The organism is Spongiibacter tropicus DSM 19543 (assembly GCF_000420325.1).
GTDB lineage: Bacteria > Pseudomonadota > Gammaproteobacteria > Pseudomonadales > Spongiibacteraceae > Spongiibacter > Spongiibacter tropicus.
Genome location: NZ_ATUS01000001.1, coordinates 1,795,616 through 1,815,533 on the forward strand (window position 1 = coordinate 1,795,616; position 19,918 = coordinate 1,815,533).

Annotated in this window: 13 protein-coding genes; 7 read left to right on the plus strand and 6 right to left on the minus strand. The window is 59.3% G+C overall.

Annotation, left to right across the window (positions count from 1 at the left end; genetic code table 11):
* Positions 1–12: 12 nt before the first annotated feature.
* A complete protein-coding gene (locus tag G411_RS0108430; protein WP_022958753.1) occupies positions 13–1,107 on the minus strand; it encodes an acyl-CoA dehydrogenase family protein in 1,095 nt (364 codons plus the stop codon).
* Between the two features lie 159 nt (positions 1,108–1,266).
* Positions 1,267–1,845 (minus strand): TetR/AcrR family transcriptional regulator, encoded by a 579-nt coding sequence (locus tag G411_RS0108435; RefSeq protein ID WP_022958754.1) that lies wholly within the window; start codon positions 1,843–1,845, stop codon positions 1,267–1,269.
* Between the two features lie 267 nt (positions 1,846–2,112).
* On the opposite strand from G411_RS0108435, the gene G411_RS0108440 reads away from it, so the two are divergent.
* Positions 2,113–3,210, plus strand: coding sequence for a ketoacyl-ACP synthase III (locus G411_RS0108440; protein WP_022958755.1), 1,098 nt, complete (start codon positions 2,113–2,115; stop codon positions 3,208–3,210).
* 10 nt (positions 3,211–3,220) lie between these two features.
* Here G411_RS0108440 and G411_RS0108445 read toward each other — a convergent pair whose 3' ends face one another.
* Genes G411_RS0108445 through G411_RS0108460 form a run of 4 tightly spaced genes read right to left on the minus strand, consistent with a single transcriptional unit; the run spans position 3,221 to position 7,563 of the window.
* Positions 3,221–4,177, minus strand: a complete 957-nt coding sequence (locus tag G411_RS0108445; RefSeq protein ID WP_022958756.1) for an NAD(P)/FAD-dependent oxidoreductase — start codon at positions 4,175–4,177, stop codon at positions 3,221–3,223.
* Entirely contained in the window at positions 4,174–5,415 is a 1,242-nt protein-coding gene (locus G411_RS0108450) for an SAM-dependent methyltransferase (protein ID WP_022958757.1), read from the minus strand. The genes G411_RS0108445 and G411_RS0108450 overlap by 4 nt, the downstream gene beginning before the upstream one ends.
* A 31-nt stretch (positions 5,416–5,446) precedes the next feature.
* A complete protein-coding gene (locus G411_RS0108455) occupies positions 5,447–6,229 on the minus strand; it encodes a DUF1365 domain-containing protein (protein ID WP_022958758.1) in 783 nt (260 codons plus the stop codon).
* A complete protein-coding gene (locus tag G411_RS0108460; RefSeq protein ID WP_022958759.1) occupies positions 6,226–7,563 on the minus strand; it encodes an NAD(P)/FAD-dependent oxidoreductase in 1,338 nt (445 codons plus the stop codon). Before G411_RS0108460 ends, G411_RS0108455 begins: the two co-directional genes overlap by 4 nt.
* Before the next feature lie 101 nt (positions 7,564–7,664).
* Here G411_RS0108460 and G411_RS0108465 point away from each other — a divergent pair, with 101 nt between their 5' ends.
* From G411_RS0108465 to G411_RS0108490, 6 genes are all read left to right on the plus strand, one after another.
* Positions 7,665–8,939 carry an MFS transporter gene (locus G411_RS0108465; protein WP_169530642.1) on the plus strand — a complete coding sequence of 425 codons (1,275 nt, stop codon included), beginning with the start codon at positions 7,665–7,667 and terminating at the stop codon, positions 8,937–8,939.
* Entirely contained in the window at positions 8,932–9,468 is a 537-nt protein-coding gene (locus tag G411_RS0108470; RefSeq protein WP_022958761.1) for a chalcone isomerase family protein, read from the plus strand. Before G411_RS0108465 ends, G411_RS0108470 begins: the two co-directional genes overlap by 8 nt.
* Before the next feature lie 118 nt (positions 9,469–9,586).
* Positions 9,587–12,061, plus strand: a complete 2,475-nt coding sequence (locus tag G411_RS0108475; protein WP_022958762.1) for a TonB-dependent receptor — start codon at positions 9,587–9,589, stop codon at positions 12,059–12,061.
* A 133-nt stretch (positions 12,062–12,194) separates the two neighbouring features.
* The gene (locus G411_RS0108480; protein ID WP_022958763.1) at positions 12,195–14,624 is read left to right on the plus strand and encodes an acyl-CoA dehydrogenase; all 2,430 of its coding nucleotides are present in this window, start codon (positions 12,195–12,197) and stop codon (positions 14,622–14,624) included.
* Between the two features lie 237 nt (positions 14,625–14,861).
* Positions 14,862–17,408: a TonB-dependent receptor gene (locus G411_RS0108485; RefSeq protein ID WP_022958764.1), complete on the plus strand. Its 2,547-nt coding sequence runs from the start codon at positions 14,862–14,864 to the stop codon at positions 17,406–17,408.
* Between the two features lie 514 nt (positions 17,409–17,922).
* Positions 17,923–19,902 carry a hydantoinase/oxoprolinase family protein gene (locus tag G411_RS0108490; RefSeq protein WP_028968275.1) on the plus strand — a complete coding sequence of 660 codons (1,980 nt, stop codon included), beginning with the start codon at positions 17,923–17,925 and terminating at the stop codon, positions 19,900–19,902.
* The last annotated feature ends 16 nt before the right edge of the window (positions 19,903–19,918 follow it).

Genomic DNA, 19,918 nt, shown 5'->3' on the forward strand with positions numbered 1-19,918 from the left:
CAGTCAGTCCTCTCACGCAGCCAGAATTTGTTCAGCCAGTCGATGCTTCCAGACACGCATCCCCCCAAGCAGGGTGGACAGCAGTTGCGCCCGGCGATAATAAAGATGGCAATCAAACTCCCAGGTAAAGCCCATTCCGCCGTGCGCCTGGATGTTTTCCTTGCTGCACAGGTAGTAAGCATTGGCAGCGCTGACGTACGCGGTGGCCGACGCCAGCGGCAATTCATTCACGCCGTCGGTCATCGCCCATGCGCCATAAAAGGCGTTGGACTTCGCCAACTCTTTCGCCACGAACATATCCGCAAGCTTGTGCTTTATCGCTTGAAAGGAGGCCACTTGCCGACCGAAGGCGTAGCGACCCTCGGTATAGGCCTTCGCCATGTCGATCGCCGCCTCGCAGCCGCCGACTTGCTCGAAACTCAGCAGCACAGCGGCCTTATTGACCACCGACGCCAAAACGTCTTCCAGAGCCCGCTCTCCTGCCAAGGGCTCAGCCGGTGTTGCATCAAGAGTGATTTCGGCAAGTGGCAAACTGGGATCGACAGAAGCCAGCTTGCGACGCTTCACGGAAGAGTGCCCCAGATCCACATAGAAGAAGGCCGCACCCGACGCCCCCTCTGCGGCAACAACGGCAAAGGTCGCGGAGTCTCCATGCAGAACACCCCGAGCAACACCGCTCAGCGCGTTGTCGCCAGATACCCGCAAGGGGGCAACGCCGGTTCGGCTGTCAGGCAGGACAGCACATCCTATCGCCTCGCCACAGGCCAGCACCGGCAACCATTCAGCCTGCTGCTCAGCAGACGCGGCGGCTTTTATGAGCTCAGTGGCAAAATAGACCGATGCCATGAAGGGCGTGGGCGCCAATGAACGCCCCAACTCCATGGCCGTGACGCAGAGTTCCAGATACCCCAGGCCCAGTCCGCCATTGGCCTCATCGATCGCCATCGCGGGCCAACCTAGGGACACCATCTGTTGCCACAAGGCATCAACCTCAGGAGGCGAAGACTCCAGACTGTCGCGCACCAGCGATGGCGGGCACTCTCTGCCCAACATCAGCTTGGCCTGCTCCTGAATCGTCTTCTGGTCGTCTGAAAAATCGAAGTTCATATTCCCGCATCCAACCGTTTAAAGGGAGGTATACGCCGATAGATGGCAATCGGAGCGTCAAGGCATTACGGGCGTGGCCACACTCATGAAATCAGGGAGGGAGAAACAAAAAAGGCCAGCAAATGCTGACCTTTTATGGAAAGGGGTGTTGAACAGCGATCAGAATCGCAGTGCGCGAAGGCTGGCGTGGAAATCTTCCTTGCTCACCGGGTGCTGACGGTAAATCAGTGCCAAACGACCGGCCAGCGGCACCAGATCATCCAGACTGACCGACTTGCCGGTGCTGCGGTTGTACTCGCTAACCGGCTCGCGCAGCAATTCACGCCACAGGCGATCCGATTCCGCATTGTCCAGATGGGGCATGATTTCTGTGGCGTTGCGGCCGCTGGTAAACTCCAGACGGCTGTCTTCTTCGGGCATGTAGTTAGCCGCGAACCAGATGCACTCTTCCAGCATCTGCGGAAAATCGTCGCGGTACTGCTCTACGACACTTTCCAGACGCTCGAACATACGGCTGCGCTCAATATCAACCAGCGCCTCGATAATATCGGCTTTGCCAGTGAAGTAGCGGTAAACCGTGCGCCGGGTAACGTTGGCGACATTCGCGATATCTTCAATCGTTGTCGACTTCACGCCCTTGGCGGTAAAACAGCTAACCGCTGCTTCCAACAACAGTTTTTTACCGGTCTTCAGGTCATCAACACGGGCGCCACTGCCCCAACGCTTGTTTGTTTTCATATATAGACGCTCTGCACTTTAGTACAACACAATTTCTAACGGCTCTTTTGAGTGTCACTATGCTAGCACGCTGTATCCTTGCCGATGAGTGGAAAATGTCCAAAACACCTAAGGGATTATACGTACACAATGTGACATAGCCCGCAAGCCGTGACGCATGTCATAGGTATAGATACTAAAAAGCGCCAATTTCTCCCATCAATCGCGGCGTGACAGTACGCAGTGGCCTCGGCATAATGCCGCACTACACCGAAGAGGATCCCGCGCATGCCATACGCCAAGATTACAGGATGGGGCAAATGTGTTCCCCCAGCCGTACTCAGCAACGAAGACCTTACGACCTTCCTCGACACCTCAGACGAATGGATTTCCAGCCGCACCGGCATTAAAGAGCGACGCATATCCCACGTCTCTACCGCCACGCTGGCGAGTCTCGCCGCCAAGCGCGCGCTGGCAGCCGCCGATCTCGACCCCAGTGAACTGGACCTCATTATTATGGGCACCGCCTGCCCGGACACGCTGATTCCCAACTCGGGCTCAATGGTTCAGGACAGCATCGGCGCCACCAATGCGGCGGTATTTGACTTGAATGCCGCCTGTACCGGCTTTGTTTACGGGCTGAGTGTCGGCACCGCCATGATCCGCTCCGGTGCCATGAAAAAAGTGCTGGTTATCGGCGCTGACCGGATTCCCTACTTCCTCGACTACACCATGCGCGATGTTGCGGTACTGTTTGGCGATGGCGCCGGTGCGGTCATTCTTGAAGCCGATGACGAAGAAAGCGGCATGATTGCCGAACGCCTCGGCTGCGATGGCGACGCCCGCGGTATCTTGACCGCCCGTGACGCTGGAACCGTGCGCGAGCGCTTCTCCGGCATAGACGGCTACTACGACATCAACTTTGAAGGGCCGGAAATCTTCAAACGCGCGGTGCGCGGTATGGGCGAAGCAGTTAACGATGTACTGAGCAAAAGCGGCGTAGCGGCTGAAGACATCGACCTGCTGGTGCCACATCAGGCCAATGTCCGCATTATCGAAACGCTGATGAAACGCCTCAAAGCCCCCGAAGAAAAGGTGGTGGTCAACATTCAGAAATACGGCAATACCTCAGCCGCCACGGTGCCCATTGCCCTGTGCGAAGCGCTGGAAGAAGGCCGTGTTAAACCCGGTGATCACATCCTGACGGCGGCGTTTGGTGCGGGCCTGACCTGGGGCGCGGCGCTGATTAAGTGGGGCGATCGGGTGACCCCCCTGCGCGAGTGTGAGGACGACCTTCCCCCCAGCAATCAGACCGCACTGGAGCTGCTCAAGCCCTGGATCGACGGTTGCCGGGAAGCCGTTGCCCAGAAGGCCAAAGCAGAGTAAGTCCATTCAGTCAGTGGCAGGCCGACTGCCACTGACTGAGCTGCGCCACCGCAAGCCCTGCACTGTGCCAGGCACCCTCAACACCTCCCCCGGAACACCAATCTCCCGCCAAGACAATTCGCTGTTTTTCGTCGATACGCGCGGCGTCAGGCATCTGCATGCGCTGACCGGAAACCAGCTGCCAGCGCTGCCGGTCGCAATGCAACAACACCGGCAAATGCACCAGTTGCCCCAGCGCTTCCAAACACGGCAACAGGGTCGCCTCCAAAACCTTGCCTTGAAGTGCCTCGCAGGCGGCGGGCAGCAGTTGCAGTGAGTAACAGGCGCGGTGGTCTCGCCCCGGTAACGACGACAGGTGCACAAGTCGCTGGAAAAGCGGGTGCCCGACAAACTCGACAATGTCGGGTAAGTCCAGCGGTGCATCGAACTGCAACAACAGGGTCCAACCGGGCTGCCAGTGACAATCGATGTTCAATGAGCTGGCGGCAGGCAGCAAGGCCTGACTCTGGGGCGCAGGCGCCGCAAGTACGACTCCCGCAAAATCACCGAGGAACTGCTGATGCTCATCGATCAGCTTACCGCCCTCAACGCTGGCGACTCGGCAGGCCCGGCGGATATCAAGACCTTCCGCCAGATAGTGACAAAGTCCGTTATTACTCGGCGCCACAAGGTAATGCTGCTGATCCGGCAAGGTCTGCACCGTCCCATCCTGCCATCGGCAAGCACTGAAGCGCCGTGCCACCAGCAAGCCCTGCTCCTCGAGCTGCCCCCATTCGGGTGGCGGGGTCTGAACCGTCAGGAAGGGCGCGCCGATGTCTAATTCTCCCCACACGTGCTGGCGTCGAGCCAAGCGCCCCCCCAGGCCGCGGGATTTTTCGAAGACCGTGCAGGCAATGCCGAGACGGTTCAGGTCTCGGGCGCAGAGCAGGCCTGCAACACCGGCGCCAATAATGGCGACCTGGCTCATTTCAGCGGCTTTTGCAGCACGAATTGATAGACGTCGATAGAGCCCGCCCGAAATCCGCCCTCACAGTAGCCGAGGTAGTATTTCCACATTTTTCTGAAGCGCTCGTCAAAGCCCAATGGAGCAATCTGCGACCAGTTCGCACTGAACGTGCGATCCCACTCGGCTAAGGTATCTGCGTAGGAAATACCAAACGGCAGCTCGCTGTGCGTAGCGAACCCGGCCTTGGCGGCATAGTCACGGAACAGCTCCGGACTCGGCAGCATGCCGCCCGGGAAGATATAGCGCTGAATGAAATCGGGATTATCTCGATAACCCTCGAAGCGCTGGTGATCTATGGTGATGACCTGAATCGCCGCTCGGCCACCGGGCTTCAGGCGCTTGAAAAGGGTAGCGAAGTACGTGGGCCAGTATTGCTCGCCCACCGCTTCCAGCATTTCAATCGACACAATGTGGTCGTATTCGCCCTTGGTGTCCCGGTAGTCAGTCAAGCTGAACGACGCCCGGTCCTGCAGCCCGGCATCCTGAATACGCTGCTTCGCATAGGCGAGCTGCTCTTCAGACAGAGTGATACCATCTAGGTGTACATCGTGCTGGCGACACAGTTGCTCAGCAAAGCCTCCCCAGCCACAGCCCACTTCCAAAATTCGCTGGCCGTCTTTTACCCCCAGCTCATCAATCAGCCGCTGGTATTTCCGCTGTTGTGCGGCGCCGAGATCCGTGACGCCCGACTCATACAGGGCGGACGAATAGGTCATGCTGTCATCGAGCCAGGTTTTGTAGAAGTCGTTGCCCAAGTCGTAGTGGTAGGCAATATTGCGACGACTGCCGCGCTTGCTGTTGGCGTTGCGCCGATGTTGCCAACGCTGCAGCCAACGTTTCAGGCGACCGCCCTCCAGCATATTGCCGAAGTCGCTTTCATTGACCACCACCCACTCGATGAGCGCTGCCAGATTGGGGCTGTCCCAGTCGCCATCCATAAAGGCTTCGCTCCAGCCCACCGAGCCACCGCTGAGCGCCTTGCGCAGACTTTTCCAGTTGTGCAGGTGCACATGCGGAGCGAGACGGGCATCACTGTGCTCGCCAAATTGAAGCGTGTTTCCGTTGGGCAGGGTGAGTGTCAAGATGCCGCGCCGGGCATTGGCCAGTGGCGCAAGCACCCTGGCCAGCAGTTTTCCCTGAGAACTAACCCACCAGCCTGAGCTGAGCTCTGGGTTTGACCGCACGAGCGCTGATTTCATGGAGATTCCTATCGAGTATCGGAAGTTTGGTTTATTTACCGATACGCGTAACCGGCTGATCTGGTTCAGCAGGACGCGGCAGAATTCTCATTCCTTTTATATAGAGTTTAAGCGCTTGCCAGTGAATCGCCAGCATCACCTTCACCGTCATAAACGGCAGTCGACAAAAACTGGCCAGCAAGGCCCGATCACTCAGCGCTCGTCGCTCACCCCGAAACATCGCATGCAGCAGAGCGCCGTCCTGATCCGTTTCACGGATCGCCACCGCCAAGCGCTCGTCAGGGCGGCGCAGCCGGAAGTGATATCGCGCCTGCATGGGGATGAATGGCGAGACATAAAAGCCCTTGTCACACTGCTGGCGAAGGACTGAGGAACGCGAACTGCGCTCCTTGTCTGCAGGAATCAGGTAGCTATGGCGCTGACCGAAGGTATTGCTGACCTCGTAGAGCACTGCGTAGAGTTCGTCGCTGGCGTCGTAACAGTAGTAAACACTCAAGGGATTGAAGGTATAGCCCAGAATACGCGGATAGCAGAGCAGCTCCGCCCGGGCGGCCGCGGCCACCCCGTGTTCAGCCAGCAGTGCCTGAAGGTAGTCCTTGGGAGACTGGCCCGAGCCCAGGCCGAAGTCGCGAAAGTAAAAACTGAATAGATTGAAGCGATTCAGTGAAAACAGGCGGCAGCGCGATGCAACTGCCGACAATTCGTCGAGATCAAACAGAAAGCTGTCGACGCGATAGACAAAACGGTGGTGCACCGGACGAAAACGGCGGTGCAGTACTTCGCCACGGTACAAGGCACTGCGCAGCAAGCTCATGCTGCAGAACTGATTCCCGCGGTCAATGGCGGGAGATTGACCCGATCCGACGCGGCGTCGACCTGCCAGGGGCGCGACATATTGCCAACGCGCTCGGCCACCGCCAACCCCGACTGAATGCCATCTTCATGGAAACCGTAGCCAAAATAGCTGCCACAGAACCAGCTGCGCTGCTCGCCTTGCAGCGACCAGAGTTCCGGTTGCGCCCTGAGTGCCGCATCGTCAAAAACGGGGTGGTGATAGTTGAACTGCCGGTACACTTTACTGGCGCGCGGCTCGACCAGCGGATTCAGTGACACCACCACAGGCTCCGCACAAGGCAGGTGCTGCAGTGCGTTCATCCAATAGCTCACCGACACTTTCTGGCTGTCACCCGTGGTGTCAGCCATGTAATTCCAGCTTGACCACACCTCGGGCAGCCTCGGCATCAGGCGCTCGTCACAATGCAACACCGCGCGGTTTTCCTCGTAGCGGAACGCGCCCAGCAGACGGCGCTCCTCAAAACTGGCATCGGCCAGCATGGCCAGAGCCTGATCGGCATGGCAGGCGAAAACAACCTGATCAAAACGCTGCTGATGGCCCTGAGTATCGTGAACCACCACATGGTCCGCAAAACGCTCCACACGCGTCACACCGCATTGCAATTTCACGCGGTCGCCCAGCTCGCTACCAATACGATTAACGTATTCTCGTGAGCCGCCAATGACCGTGCGCCATTGTGGCCGATCGCGCACTTGTAGCAGGCCATGATTATCGCAAAAGCGCAGAAAGGTTTTGGCGGGATATGCCAGCATTTGATCGACGGGCGTCGACCAAATCGCCGCCCCCATGGGCAACAGGTGGTCGTCGCAGAAGCCGGGGCCGAATTTTTCCTTGCGTAACAGCTCGCCCAACGACAGCTCGTCGGGCAGGCTGCTGAGCCAGCCTTCGCTCTCGCGATAGAAACGCAGCAGGTCAAAAATCATTTTCCAAAAGCGCGGGCGCAGCAGGTTGCGTTTCTGCGCGAAGAGCGTCGAGATCGAGTCTGATCCCGAGTACTCCAATCGCCCGTTGTCCAGGGACACACCGAAGGACATATCCGTGGCCAAAGACTTAACCCCCAGTGCATCGAACAAGGCGATCAGATTGGGGTAGCATTTTTCGTTGAACACAATGAACCCGGTATCCACCGCGATCGTGCCGGCGGTGGTCATAATGTCCACGGTATTGCTGTGTCCCCCCAGTCTTTCGTCTTCTTCATAGAGAGTGACCTCATGCTCCTTATTCAGGAGCCAGGCACAACTCAAGCCGGAGATACCGGAACCAATAACGGCGATTCGCTGCGAATTATTCATAAAGCCAACTACAACTGTGATCTCGACAAGTGAGTTATACGTAAGCCGTTACCGAAGTGATGATAGCGACGAAGGGATTATTACACTCTCATGGACATTGTATGTCATTACTCTACTCCTCTGCATCGGGATCTCAGACCGTGAAAAAGACCACGGTTAAGGACTTGCTTAAATACGCACTTCCCGGACTACCCCTGGCCAGTCTTGGGCTTCCCTTCTATATATACGCGCCGGTGTGGCTGGCGGAACAGGGCGGCTATGGCTACGCCACGGTCGGTGCGCTGTTCTTTCTCGCCCGTATTACCGATGTGTTTACCGATCTGCCGACGGGCGCGGCTGTTGACCGATTCGGCAGCCGGCGATCACTCTGGCTGCTTGGATGGCTGTTGATGGCACTGAGCGCAGCCGCCTTGATGGGCGTCAGCCACCCCTGGCCCAGCGGCCTGATGCTGCTCAGTCTCGTCACGCTGATGCTCGGCTGGACGATGATCAACGTGCCCTGGCTGGCACTTCCGGTGCTACTCAGCAGGAATGACAACGAACGGCTGGCCTTCAACAGCGCCCGCGAGGCGATGCTGCTCTTCGGTACGCTGATTGCGATGCTGGCCCCAGCCATCCTCGACGCCCGCAGCCTTCCTGTTGCCGCTGCGGGCATGCTGCTGTTTTTGCTGGTGGCCATCACAGCACAAGGCAGCCACCGCCCAACTGGCGCTCAACAGCGCCGATTCGGAGAGCTGCTCGGCGACCGCCGAGTTCGCGCACTGGCGCTGCCCTGGTTCGTCAATATGCTGGCCAATGCCATCCCCGGCACCGTACTCGTATTATTTATGCGTGAAGTCCTGGAAGCCGAAGCGATGATCCCCGCGGCACTGCTCAGTTATTTTCTCGCCGGGCTGCTCGCCGTTCCCGCGTGGTATGCGCTGGCCCGCCGCTGGGGAAGCCTGAACTGCTGGCGTCTGGGCCTGATTCTCTCCGCCATACTGTTCGCGCTCGCCGTCGGCCTATCTGCGGGCGATGCCTATGCATTTATCGCGATCAGTATTGGCACCGGCCTGATGCTGGGCGCCGATCAGGCGTTGCCGTCAGCCATGCAAACCGGACTGGCACGCCAGTTGATGAACGAATCCGATGCCACCATCGCCGCCCGGCTCTTCGCACTCTGGAGCATGCTGGGTAAAGCCGCGATGGGCCTGGCCGTGGGTATTGGCTACCTGTGGCTGGGCAGTCAGCTGCAACCCGCCCAATCAACCGTGCCGCCGGACTGGGCGATTACCGCCGCGTACGTCGCGGCACCGGTCGCACTCAAAATTCTGGTGTTTTTCATGCTGGGCAGACCCCAGCTGCGCTATCTGAATGAGGAGGTGCACAATGCCTAAGCAATTCGTCGCCGTCATACTGACCCTGCTGAGCACTACGCTGCATGCCACACCGTGGGAAACCGTAGCCGCAGACCGTTTCAAGCTGCTGTGGAAAGAACTGACCTATACCCAATTGCAGGTCGATCCTCGTCAGGATGCACCGGCCAACAATGACATTCTGTCGCCCGGCTACAGCAAACAAATTATTATCGAGTACGCCCTGTCAGTCTCTGCCGAGCGCTTCCGCGACCTAACGCAGGAGCAGCTAGAGGACACCTACGACGATGCACAATTGGCCCCGCATCGAGACGATATCGCCCGCTTCAACAGCTGGTATCTGGGCGTAGAGAAAGGAGACCGCTACCAGTTGCGCTGGCAGACAGATGTCGGCCTGCAACTGCAACATAACGATACCGTGCTGGGCACATTGCAAGACCCCGAAGCAGCCAAGCTCATATTGAGTGTCTGGCTGGGGCCTGCGGCCGTGAGTGAATCACAGCGCGACCGGTTTCTCGACGCTTGGCAGCAGAAACTCGCCGCCCGATAAGTTATAACCATATAACGCATCAGTATAGAAAAACCCGCCAGCGCTACAGCACAGTTTGCTAGCATCTGCGCATTTTTCGCTGCTCGTCAGTGTCTTACACGCCCAAGGTAGACTCGCTGTGACCCGTTTTATCTCTCGCGCCTGCGCTGCAGGCCTCGCTGCGGCTATTGCGCCCGGCCTCACTCACGCCGCTGATCGCGGCCTGAGCATTGAAGAAATTGTTGTCACCGCTCAGAAAAAGGAAGAGGGGGCCAACAGTATTCCTCTGGCCATCGCGACCTATACAGGCGAGGATCTCAGCGCATTGGGCATCACCGACACCCGCGACCTCGGGCGACTGCTGCCCGGCTTCTCCTACGCCGATGGCGGGTTCAACGTCCCCATTTACACCCTGCGCGGCGTCGGCTTCAACGAGAATAGCCAGACAGCCAGTGCCACCGTGGGCGTCTACGTCGACGAATTTAACCTGCCGTTTCCGGCAATGAGTAAGGGCAGTAACCTCGATCTGGCTCGGGTAGAAGTGCTCAAAGGGCCACAGGGCACGCTGTATGGCCGCAACACGACCGGCGGCGCCATTAACTACATCGCCAACAAGCCCGGCGAAGAATTGGAGTACGGCGCCGATATCAGCTACAGCCGCTTTGACACCACCTCGGTTGAGGGCTTTGTCTCCGGCTCGCTCACCGATACCCTGTTTGCCCGTCTGGCCTACACCACAACGCAATCCGGCGAAGGCTGGCAGCGCAGCCGCACCCGTTATGCGGGCAGCGATGCCTACAATGGCAAAACCGGTCGCGACCCCGGCAATGAGTACGAGCGCTTCGGCTACAGCCGTCTCGGCGAAGTCGACCGCGATGCCGCACGGCTGTTATTGCGCTGGGAAGGCGGCGAAGACTGGACGCTGAACCTGCATCTCAACGGCTGGCGCGACCGCTCCGAGCCTCAAGCCCTGCAGGTCATTGCCATCGAATCGCAGAATGCCATTCTCGGCGAATTCGCCCTGCACCCGGATGTGGCCAACTACCCGGTCAACGATCCCGACACGACCGACGCCCAAGCGGCCGACTGGCCCAATAATGGCCTTAATTTTCGGCTTAATGACCGCTTCGTCTCCGGAGGCATGCGCCTGGACTACCGGCTGGGTGAACGCAGTGACATGGTCCTGCTGCTATCAGCAGGTCAGTTTGAGTCCGATGGCAGCTTCATCCCACAGTCGGGCCTGGATACCGTTAATACCGAGCGCAATGTGTTTGCCACCACCGACTTCTATAATGCCGAACTGCGCTTTTCCGGCGATCTTGGCGACAGCGTTTTCTGGCAGCTCGGCCTGAACTACAGCGAGGATGAAGTCGAGGAATTTCAGCGCCTGCATCACGAGAATGTGAGCATCGTCTTTCCCGTTGGTCCGCTGGGCGGTCTGCTGGGCGATGGCTTTGCCCTGCTGGATAACCGCTCCGGTTTCGGGGGCACGCAAACGGCAGAGGTCGCTGCCATTTTCGCTCACACCGAATGGCGCTTCGCGGAAGCGTGGAAATTAACGCTGGGCGCTCGCTACACCGACGAGCTGCGCGACTTCAATGGCTGCTCAAGGGATGTGGATGTAGGCGACGATCCCGGCGCAGACCAGGAAGCACCCGGTGCTCAGGACCGCGGTATCGGCCTGGCCAATGCCATCAGCCTGATCAGCCTGTTGCAGGCACCCATGGCTGGCTACGCCCCCGGCACCGCCGAGCGCGGCGGCTGCTTTACGCTGGACAGCGAAACCCGCCGTCCCGGCCGCTTCTTCGGTGAATTGCACGAAGACAATATCTCCGGTCGCATCGCACTGGACTGGGAATTTGCCGCCGACAAGCTGTTGTTTGTGGGCCTGAGCCGGGGTTACAAATCTGGCAGTTTCCCGCTGATTAATATTTCCGACTCCGCCCAATACGCGCCCGCCACTCAGGAGCGTCTGGATGCCATCGAAGTCGGCGCCAAGCTCCGCCTGCTGGAACGTATCCAGTTCAACGCCTCGGTGTTTGATTACCGCTACCGAGACAAACAGCTTGTCACTAATTTCCGCGATCCGATTTTTGGTGCACTGCCGGTACTGCGCAATGCGCCCAAATCCTCAGTACGCGGCGCTGAACTCGACCTGAAGATGAACCCAGTCACCGGTCTGTTTGTGGCGCTGCAAGCCTCCTACCTGGACACCGAGGTGGAAGAGTTTATCAGCGGCGACCGCAATGGCGACGAGTTCGACTTCAGCGGCAAACCCTTTAACTACAGCCCCCAGTGGGAATACTCGCTGATTGTCGATTACAGCCTGCCGCTGACTGATCGCTATCAGCTCAGTCTGGGCGGCGACCTCAGCTATCGCGGCGAAACCAATGCCTCGCTGCAAAAAGACCCGCGTTTCTTCATGGACGACTACACCATTATCAATGCCCGCATCGGCGTCTCGCCACTCGCCGGACCGTGGTCACTGCAGCTCTGGGGACGCAACATCACCGACGAGTATTACTACAACAACGTCACCAACCAGCTCGATACGATTGGCCGCTATACCGGCATGCCCGTGGTGTGGGGCGCGACATTCAGCTGGCGTTCCTGAGCACAGGCATTACCTCCACCGCACACTTCTTGTGATCTGACCCTGTGCAAAGCAGGGTCAGAAAGCATAGGCTGGTAGGCGCAACTGATCTTTGCCCCTACCAATGCCGTAGAGCCCCAAAAAGGAGTGCGTCATGGACACGATTATTGCCGTTCTATGTATAGCGGTTTCCCTGCTGGCTGTTTTCAGCCTGCGTTTACCCCGGCGCCGCGGTGCCATCATTTTTGCCCTGAGCTGGCTGCTGGCAGGCAGCATCGAGGATGCGCTGCTGTATCCCGTCTGGTTGATCCTGCTGTTTGCCGCCCTCGCCGTTGTCCTGCACGATGGTTTGCGGCTGCGACTGGTCAGCGAACCGGTGCGGCGCACCCTCGCGAAAATGATGCCCGAAATGAGCGACACCGAGCGCGAGGCGCTGGAGGCCGGCACCACCTGGTGGGAGAAAGAGCTGTTTTCCGGTCGTCCGGACTGGCAGCAATTTGAGGATATTGAGCTGTCTACGCTCAGCCAGCGTGAACAGGCCTTTATCGACAATGAAACCGAGCAGCTCTGCGCCATGCTTGATGAGTGGCAGATTCAGCACGAATTGAGAGACCTGCCGGAAGAGGTCTGGCAGTTCATTAAAGAAAAACGCTTCTTCAGTCTTATCATCCCCGAGGAATTCGGCGGTCTGCACTTCAGTCCCTACGCCCAGAGCCGGGTTGTCAGCAAAATTGCCAGCCGCTCCAGTGTGGCGGCTGTAACCGTGATGGTGCCCAACTCACTGGGGCCCGGCGAATTGCTGGCGAAGTACGGCACCCCGGAACAGCAGCAGTACTGGCTGCCGCGCCTGGCCAGCGGCGAGGAAATCCCCTGCTTCGGCCTGACCGGTCCCGACGCCGGTTCTGATGCCGGGGCGATTCCCGATTACGGCGAAGTCTGTAAGGGCAAGTATCGCGGAGAAGAGACCCTGGGTATCAAACTCAGCTTTTCCAAACGCTGGATCACCCTCGCCCCCATTGCCACGGTGATTGGCCTGGCGTTTCGCCTGCACGACCCCGACGGTCTGCTGGAAGGCGACAGCGACCTGGGTATCTGCTGCGCGCTGGTGCCGGCAGATTTACCGGGCATCGATATCGGCCGCCGCCACAACCCTGGCGCCGCCTTTATGAACGGCCCGCTTACCGGCCGCGATGTATTCATTCCTTTTGAGCTGCTGATCGGTGGCAAAGACTACATCGGCAAAGGCTGGCAAATGCTGGTGGAATGCCTGGGTGCCGGGCGGGGCATTTCCTTACCCGCGCTGTCGACTGCGGCTGGCGAAATGGCCTATCTCAGTGTCGGCGCGTATGTGCGCCTGCGCCGCCAGTTCGGCATCCCGGTGGGTAAATTCGAGGGCGTCCAGGAAGCCACTGCCGAAATCGCGGCCTCGGCGTACACCCTCGAAGCCTTCCGCGCCTTTGTCACCCGAGCATTGGCCGACGGCGCACCCTCCGTGCTCACTGCCATGGCGAAGTGTCACGCCACCGAAATGATGCGCACACTGGTCAACCACAGCATGGATGTCCTCGGCGGACGCGGCATTCAAATGGGGCCGCGCAATTTTATGGCCCTCACTTACCAGACCGTGCCCATCGCCATTACCGTCGAGGGAGCCAATATTCTCACACGGTCGCTGATGATTTTCGGGCAGGGCGCCATCCGCTGTCACCCTTTCCTTGCCGATGAAATGCTGTTGCTCAACGACGACAGTGCCGAGGCGCCCCAGCGCTTCGATGCCCTGTTCAGCGCTCACCTCGGCCACACCGCGAGCAATGTCAGTCGCGCCATGCTGCTGGGCTTCTCCGGCGGACGACTCAGTACAGCCGGGCAGGGGAAAACACTGCGCAGACACTATCGACAAATGGAACGCTTCGCCGCGGCCTTTGCCGCCACTGCTGACGTGGTATTGGTCAGTCTGGGGGGCGATCTCAAGCGCCGGGAGATGCTGTCAGCACGGCTGGGCGACGTTCACAGCCAATTGGTGATCGCATCTGCATTGCTGAAATTCCATCACAGCCAGCCCCACAGCGATGCGGCCATTGCACACGCCGACTACGCGCTGCAGCGTTGTTTTTCCGCGGCCCAGCAAGCCTTGAACGCCCTGTATGCCAACTTCCCGGTGCCGGGCCTCGGCCCCGTGCTGAAACGCCTGTTCTTCCCCTTTGGCGACGCCGCCAAAGCACCTGACGATCAGCAGATTCGCCAATTGGGCGAGCTGATCATGCAACCTCAGGCCGTACGCGAACTGCTGGCAGACAAGGTTTACGTCAGCCACAACGCCGACGAATCGGTGGGACGGGTATTGGAAACCTATCGGCAACTGCTGGACATTGAGCCGCTCTACGAGCGCTTCCTGAAAGCGGAAAGCCGTCTGAGCGGCACCAACCGGGACGCCCGGGTCACCGCCGCAGTGGCTGAAGGTCTTATCACTGAGGAAGAAGCCGCGGCTCTCCGCGATTACGAGGCCATGCGCTACGACTGCATGCTGACCGATGCCTTCGACCACTCTCTGCAAAACCTCGATCTGCGCCCCTTGCGCCCCTGACTCTAGCGTGGCGGGCCGATACGCGGCCCGCCACAACATCTCCCATTGACCGAAATATCTGCTATAAGCCCTACAGCAGCCAATGCACGGGCCTTGGCCGCGCGCGACAATACATAGTTAAGTCGTTATTTGGGTCGCTCCCGAGTAAAGACCTCGTTGTATTTACGTCTTGCATCCATAACAAAAAGCGCACCCCTGGCCAGTAGCGGGTAGCGCAAGCGGTTCAGAGGGTCATCAATGAAAATTCGTATCCGCGCAGCTTCATCGCTGCTTCCCCTGCTTGTTTCCGGCGCAGCCGTTGCCGGCCCCGTTCTGGAAGAAGTCGTTGTTACGGCACAACTGCGCCAGCAAAGTCTGCAAGATGTGCCGGTCTCGGTGAGTGCCATTGGCGGTGAAAAAATGATGGAGGCGGGCATCGCCAAAATCGAAGACCTGCAAGCCTATGTGCCCAACTTCACCATGTCGGAGTCGGGCATTGGCACCGACATCTACATCCGGGGTATCGGCTCCGGCGAGAACCAGGGCTTTGAGCAATCCGTTGGTATGTATGTCGACGGCATCTACTACGGCCGCGCCCAGCTTGCCCGCGCGCCGTTTCTTGATCTGTCCCGAGTAGAGGTGCTGCGCGGCCCACAGAATATTCTGCTGGGTAAAAACAGTATTGCCGGTGCCATCAATATCAAGACCGCCGATCCCACCGAGGACTTCGAAGGCAATGTTCAGCTGACCTACGAGCCCGAGCTGAATGAGCGCATTGTCGACCTGGTATTAAGCGGCCCGATCAGCGACCGCTTCGGCTACCGTTTCGCCGCGCGTAAACGCGAAATGGATGGCTACATGGAGAACCTCGTACTGGACCGCGACGAAGCACAGCGCGACGAGGAAACCCTGCGCTTTAAACTTTTGTGGGATGTCAGCGACGACGTTGTCGCCAATTTCAAAATTGAATCCGGCTCCTTCGATGTCATCGGCCGCACCTCTGAAATCATCACCAACGAGCCCTCCACCGACGACGTCTTCCTGTTTAATGGCCGCACCTACGGTGAGATTATGGACCGCACCGTCTTCCCCGATCTCGGCGGACTGGGCGGGCTGGTCGGTATCCTTCCGCAATTTCTGCTGGACGCCCTGCAGTTACAAGGCAGCGGCGCGCTGGTCGATATCGACTCCGACTCCGGCGTACTGAATAACACTGCCGACCGCAAACGCCACAGCAACGGCGACTTCAGTTACAACGACACCTACAATTTTACCGCCAACGTCGACTGGTACCGCGATGGCCACCAGTTCACCTCGATCACCGGCATCATGGGCTACGAATACGACGAGGACTGCGACTGCGACTTCACGGGCGCTCCGCTGTTCCAGGTCGAGTTCGAGGAAGAATACAAGCAGTTCAGTCAGGAATTCCGCTGGATTTCGCCCGCTGGCGAAGAGTTTGAATTTATCGGCGGCCTGTACCTGCAGTACAGCGAGCTGGACTTCTTCGATTCACTGTACCTCCCCTCTGATATCGTGCCGCAACTGGTTAATGCTGCCGACCTGATCGAAGGCGGCGCTCGCGGCGACTATGATCCGCTGGCAGGTGCATCCAGCGCCTTCGAAATCGCCGGTATCGGCGACGCCGGCAACGCGCTGCGCGGCATCCGCACCCCCCGCACCTTCTACAGCGAGTCGAAAATTGCCTCAACCTTCCTGCAATCTACCTGGAATGTCAGCAGCGAGTTCCGCCTGACGCTGGGTGGCCGCCTGACATGGGAAAATAAGGAGGGCTCTCGCGACTTCAACTTCACCTTCGAAGACGGCACCGTGCAGCCCGCCGGAGAAGTGGATACCGCCGCTGCCGTCAGCTTCGGCGCCGAGCGCCACAGCCTGAAAGGCGAGCGCGAAGAAGTGCAGTTTGCGCCGCTGATCAATATTCAGTGGGACGCCACCGACACGCTGATGGCCTACTTCTCAGCCAGCCGAGGCTACAAGTCTGGCGGCTTCGATGCGCGCTCCAACGCCTCCCCCAGCGCCGACCCCACGCCGGTCAACCCCAACGCCCTCACCACCAACCAACAGGTGCTGATCGGCAGCTTCGAATTTGAAGAAGAGGAAGCACTGAGCTACGAGCTGGGCTTTAAAACGTCACTGCTGGACGGCGCCGCCGAGCTGAACGCGGCCCTGTTCCGCACCGAATTCGACAATCTGCAAGTCAGCGTCTTCGATGGCACCCTCGGCTTTAACGTGGGCAACGCCGCCAGCGCGATCTCACAAGGTCTCGAGCTGGATGGCCGCCTGGCATTGACCGAGAACCTGATACTCGCCGGGGGCCTGGCCTTCCTCGACTTCGAGTTTCTCGACCATGCCTTCGGCACCTGTATTCAAGACCAGGTACCGGACAACCCCAATGGCGTGAACTGCGACTTCAGTGGCAAGACCAACCAGTACGTCGCCGACTATTCCGGCAACCTGCTGCTGTCTTACGAGCGTCCTCTGAGCGACTGGCTGATGTTCCGCGCCAATATCGATGCTATCTTCACCGACGAATACCACCCCTCGCCGAACATGGATAATCGCATCAAGCAAGAAGCCTATATCCAGTACAACGGCCGAGTCGCCGTATCAGCCATCGACGGCAGTTGGGAACTGGCCCTGCTCGGCAAGAACCTCAGTGATGAACTGGTGGTTCTGTACGGCGTAGACGCTCCCACCGCCAAAACGGTTACCGGCGCCACCACGCACCACGCGCTGATCAATGCACCACGCACGGTTGCACTGCAAGCCAGCTACCGCTGGTAAGCCCGTCCCCGCTCTGGCGAAGTCGCTTGCCGCTTCGCCAGAGGCATGTAACAATCTTCTGCGGAGACTGCGGCATCTGCGTATACCAAAATTCTCGCGTTCGGATAACGTAATCACATTGGACAACTGTGGTTGATTTACCGAGCAGATTTTCAAGGTATACCGATATGACTCCCGGACTATTTTTACTCGCGTTCGCGGTAGTGCTGGTCGCCTGGCACTCACTGGTTCCCGCCCTCGGCACCAAACCTGCTGGCGGCGCAGAGAAACCAAGCCAACCGCACGATACGGAGTAACGCAATTCAGATGGATGCGTGATCGCACCGTTGCGTTTTTGGGACGGGTGACATCACTTTACGGGAAACTGCCGAAATGGGCGGCAGTGGACTAACACGATGACACCGATTTTATGGGGCCTTTCAGGCCCCTTTTTTATGTCTGCGACACGCCTCCAGAGATCATGACATCTGCCGCTGCAACCGCGACAATGGCTTTTTTTGACAAACAGCAGACTATGGCAGACACAGCATATCTCGGCGTCGACACCGGCGGCACCTTCACCGACTTTATTCTCGTCGATGGCAAGCACATTGCCTTGCACAAATGCCTGTCCACCCCGGCGCAGCCAGAGCAGGCCATACTGCAGGGCATTGCCGCCCTCGGGCTGAATGCCCGCGTGGCCGACGGCAGCCTGACCGTGGTCCACGGCTCCACCGTCGCCACCAACGCCGCGCTGGAAGGTAAAGGTGTGCGTACCGCGTATATTGGCAACCGCGGCTTCGCCGATCTCTTGAGCATAGGCCGCCAGACCCGGGAAAAGCTCTACGCACTTCGCCCCGCCGCAAAGGCTACACCCGTTCCGGCCGAGCTTTGCCTTGAAGCCGACTGCCGCGTCGATGCACAGGGCCAGGTATTACAGCAAATCAGCGCGGAACAGCTGGCCGAGCTGCGCGCCGCCGTCGACGCGCTGGAGGTCGACGCTGTCGCCATTAATTTACTGTTCTCCTTTCTCAACGACGAGGACGAAAAGGCCATCGAAGCGGCCATGCCTGACGGTGTATTTTGTGCCCGTTCGTCGGCCATCCTGCCCGAGTACAAGGAATACGAGCGCGGCATGGCAACCTGGCTGAACGCCTGGCTGGGCCCCAAAGTGCAGAGCTACCTGCAACGTCTGCAAGTGGCGCTGCGCAGTACGCCGCTGTCGATCATGCAATCCTCAGGCGGCACAACCGATGCCCACAATGCCGGTAACCGCGCGGTGAATCTGCTGCTATCCGGCCCCGCCGGGGGCTTGGCCGCCGCCCGACAACTTGGGCATAACATCGGCAAAAAACAGCTTATCACCTTCGATATGGGCGGAACGTCCAGCGATGTCGCGCTGATCAATGGCGATATTGCACTGACCAGCGAGGGCCGAATCGGGCCCTATCCCGTCGCCGTGCCCATGGTCGATATGCACACCATTGGCGCCGGTGGCGGCTCCATTGCCAGTCTCGATGACGGTGGACTGCTCAAGGTCGGCCCCGAATCCGCCGGGGCCGACCCCGGTCCCGCCGCCTATGGCAACGGCGGCACACAGGCAACGGTGACCGACGCCAATGTCGTACTCGGTCGCCTGCCTGCCAACGCGAAACTGGGCGGCAGCATGAGCTTGCGTTACGACGACGCCCACCGCGCTGTATCGGCGCTGGCCGGAGAGCTGGGTATGGCGACGGAAGAGGCCGCCGCCGGGATTATTGCGATTGCCAACGAGCACATGGTGCGCGCGCTGCGGCTGATATCCGTTCAGCGCGGCTTCGATCCGGAGGCCTTCAGCCTGTGCTGCTTCGGCGGCGCCGGCGGCCTGCACATTTGCGAGCTGGCGGAAGCCCTGGGCAGCCGGGAGGTGATCGTCCCCAACCACGGCGGCGTATTCTCGGCGCTGGGGATGTTGCTGGCCCCACGAGAACGCCAGCTCTCGCGCACCCTCAGTCAACCGCTGGCGGCATTGACTTCAGCAGCACTGCAACGTCCCCTCGACGAGATGCTCAACGAAGGGCGAACCGCGCTGTTGGCCGAGGGCGTGACCGCGGAGCAAATCCACACACAGTTATCGCTGGATCTGTGCTACCAGGGCCAATCCTACACGCTGAATATTCCCTATCAGGGCGATCTGAACGACTGCGCCGCCCAGTTTCACCGAGCCCACCAGCAGCGCTATGGCCACGACCTTGCCCTGCCGGTACAACTGGTCAATTTACGCATGGCACTGCGTGCCCCCGCCGCTGTCACAGCACTGCCGACACCTGAACCGCAGCCGACCGAACCACCCCGGTATCAGTCAGTGGCCTTTATCGATACGCCCGTACCCTGTTACAGCCGCCCGGCACTGGCGGTGGGGCAACAGATCGACGGTCCGGCACTGATCACCGAGGCCGTCGCCACAACCTGGCTGGCGCCGGGCTGGCGGGGCCGCGTCGATACGCAGGGCCACCTGCTCTTGCACCGCTCATGACAGCGAGCACGCGGCA

Coding starts and splice junctions, on each gene's coding strand:
- G411_RS0108440 (WP_022958755.1), top strand. CDS start 2,113: ATGCCATACGCCAAGATTACAGGATGGGGCAAATGTGTTCCCCCAGCC.
- G411_RS0108485 (WP_022958764.1), top strand. CDS start 14,862: ATGAAAATTCGTATCCGCGCAGCTTCATCGCTGCTTCCCCTGCTTGTT.
- G411_RS0108445 (WP_022958756.1), bottom strand. CDS start 4,177: ATGAGCCAGGTCGCCATTATTGGCGCCGGTGTTGCAGGCCTGCTCTGC.
- G411_RS0108460 (WP_022958759.1), bottom strand. CDS start 7,563: ATGAATAATTCGCAGCGAATCGCCGTTATTGGTTCCGGTATCTCCGGC.
- G411_RS0108435 (WP_022958754.1), bottom strand. CDS start 1,845: ATGAAAACAAACAAGCGTTGGGGCAGTGGCGCCCGTGTTGATGACCTG.
- G411_RS0108470 (WP_022958761.1), top strand. CDS start 8,932: ATGCCTAAGCAATTCGTCGCCGTCATACTGACCCTGCTGAGCACTACG.
- G411_RS0108465 (WP_169530642.1), top strand. CDS start 7,665: ATGTCATTACTCTACTCCTCTGCATCGGGATCTCAGACCGTGAAAAAG.
- G411_RS0108480 (WP_022958763.1), top strand. CDS start 12,195: ATGGACACGATTATTGCCGTTCTATGTATAGCGGTTTCCCTGCTGGCT.
- G411_RS0108430 (WP_022958753.1), bottom strand. CDS start 1,107: ATGAACTTCGATTTTTCAGACGACCAGAAGACGATTCAGGAGCAGGCC.
- G411_RS0108450 (WP_022958757.1), bottom strand. CDS start 5,415: ATGAAATCAGCGCTCGTGCGGTCAAACCCAGAGCTCAGCTCAGGCTGG.
- G411_RS0108490 (WP_028968275.1), top strand. CDS start 17,923: ATGGCAGACACAGCATATCTCGGCGTCGACACCGGCGGCACCTTCACC.
- G411_RS0108455 (WP_022958758.1), bottom strand. CDS start 6,229: ATGAGCTTGCTGCGCAGTGCCTTGTACCGTGGCGAAGTACTGCACCGC.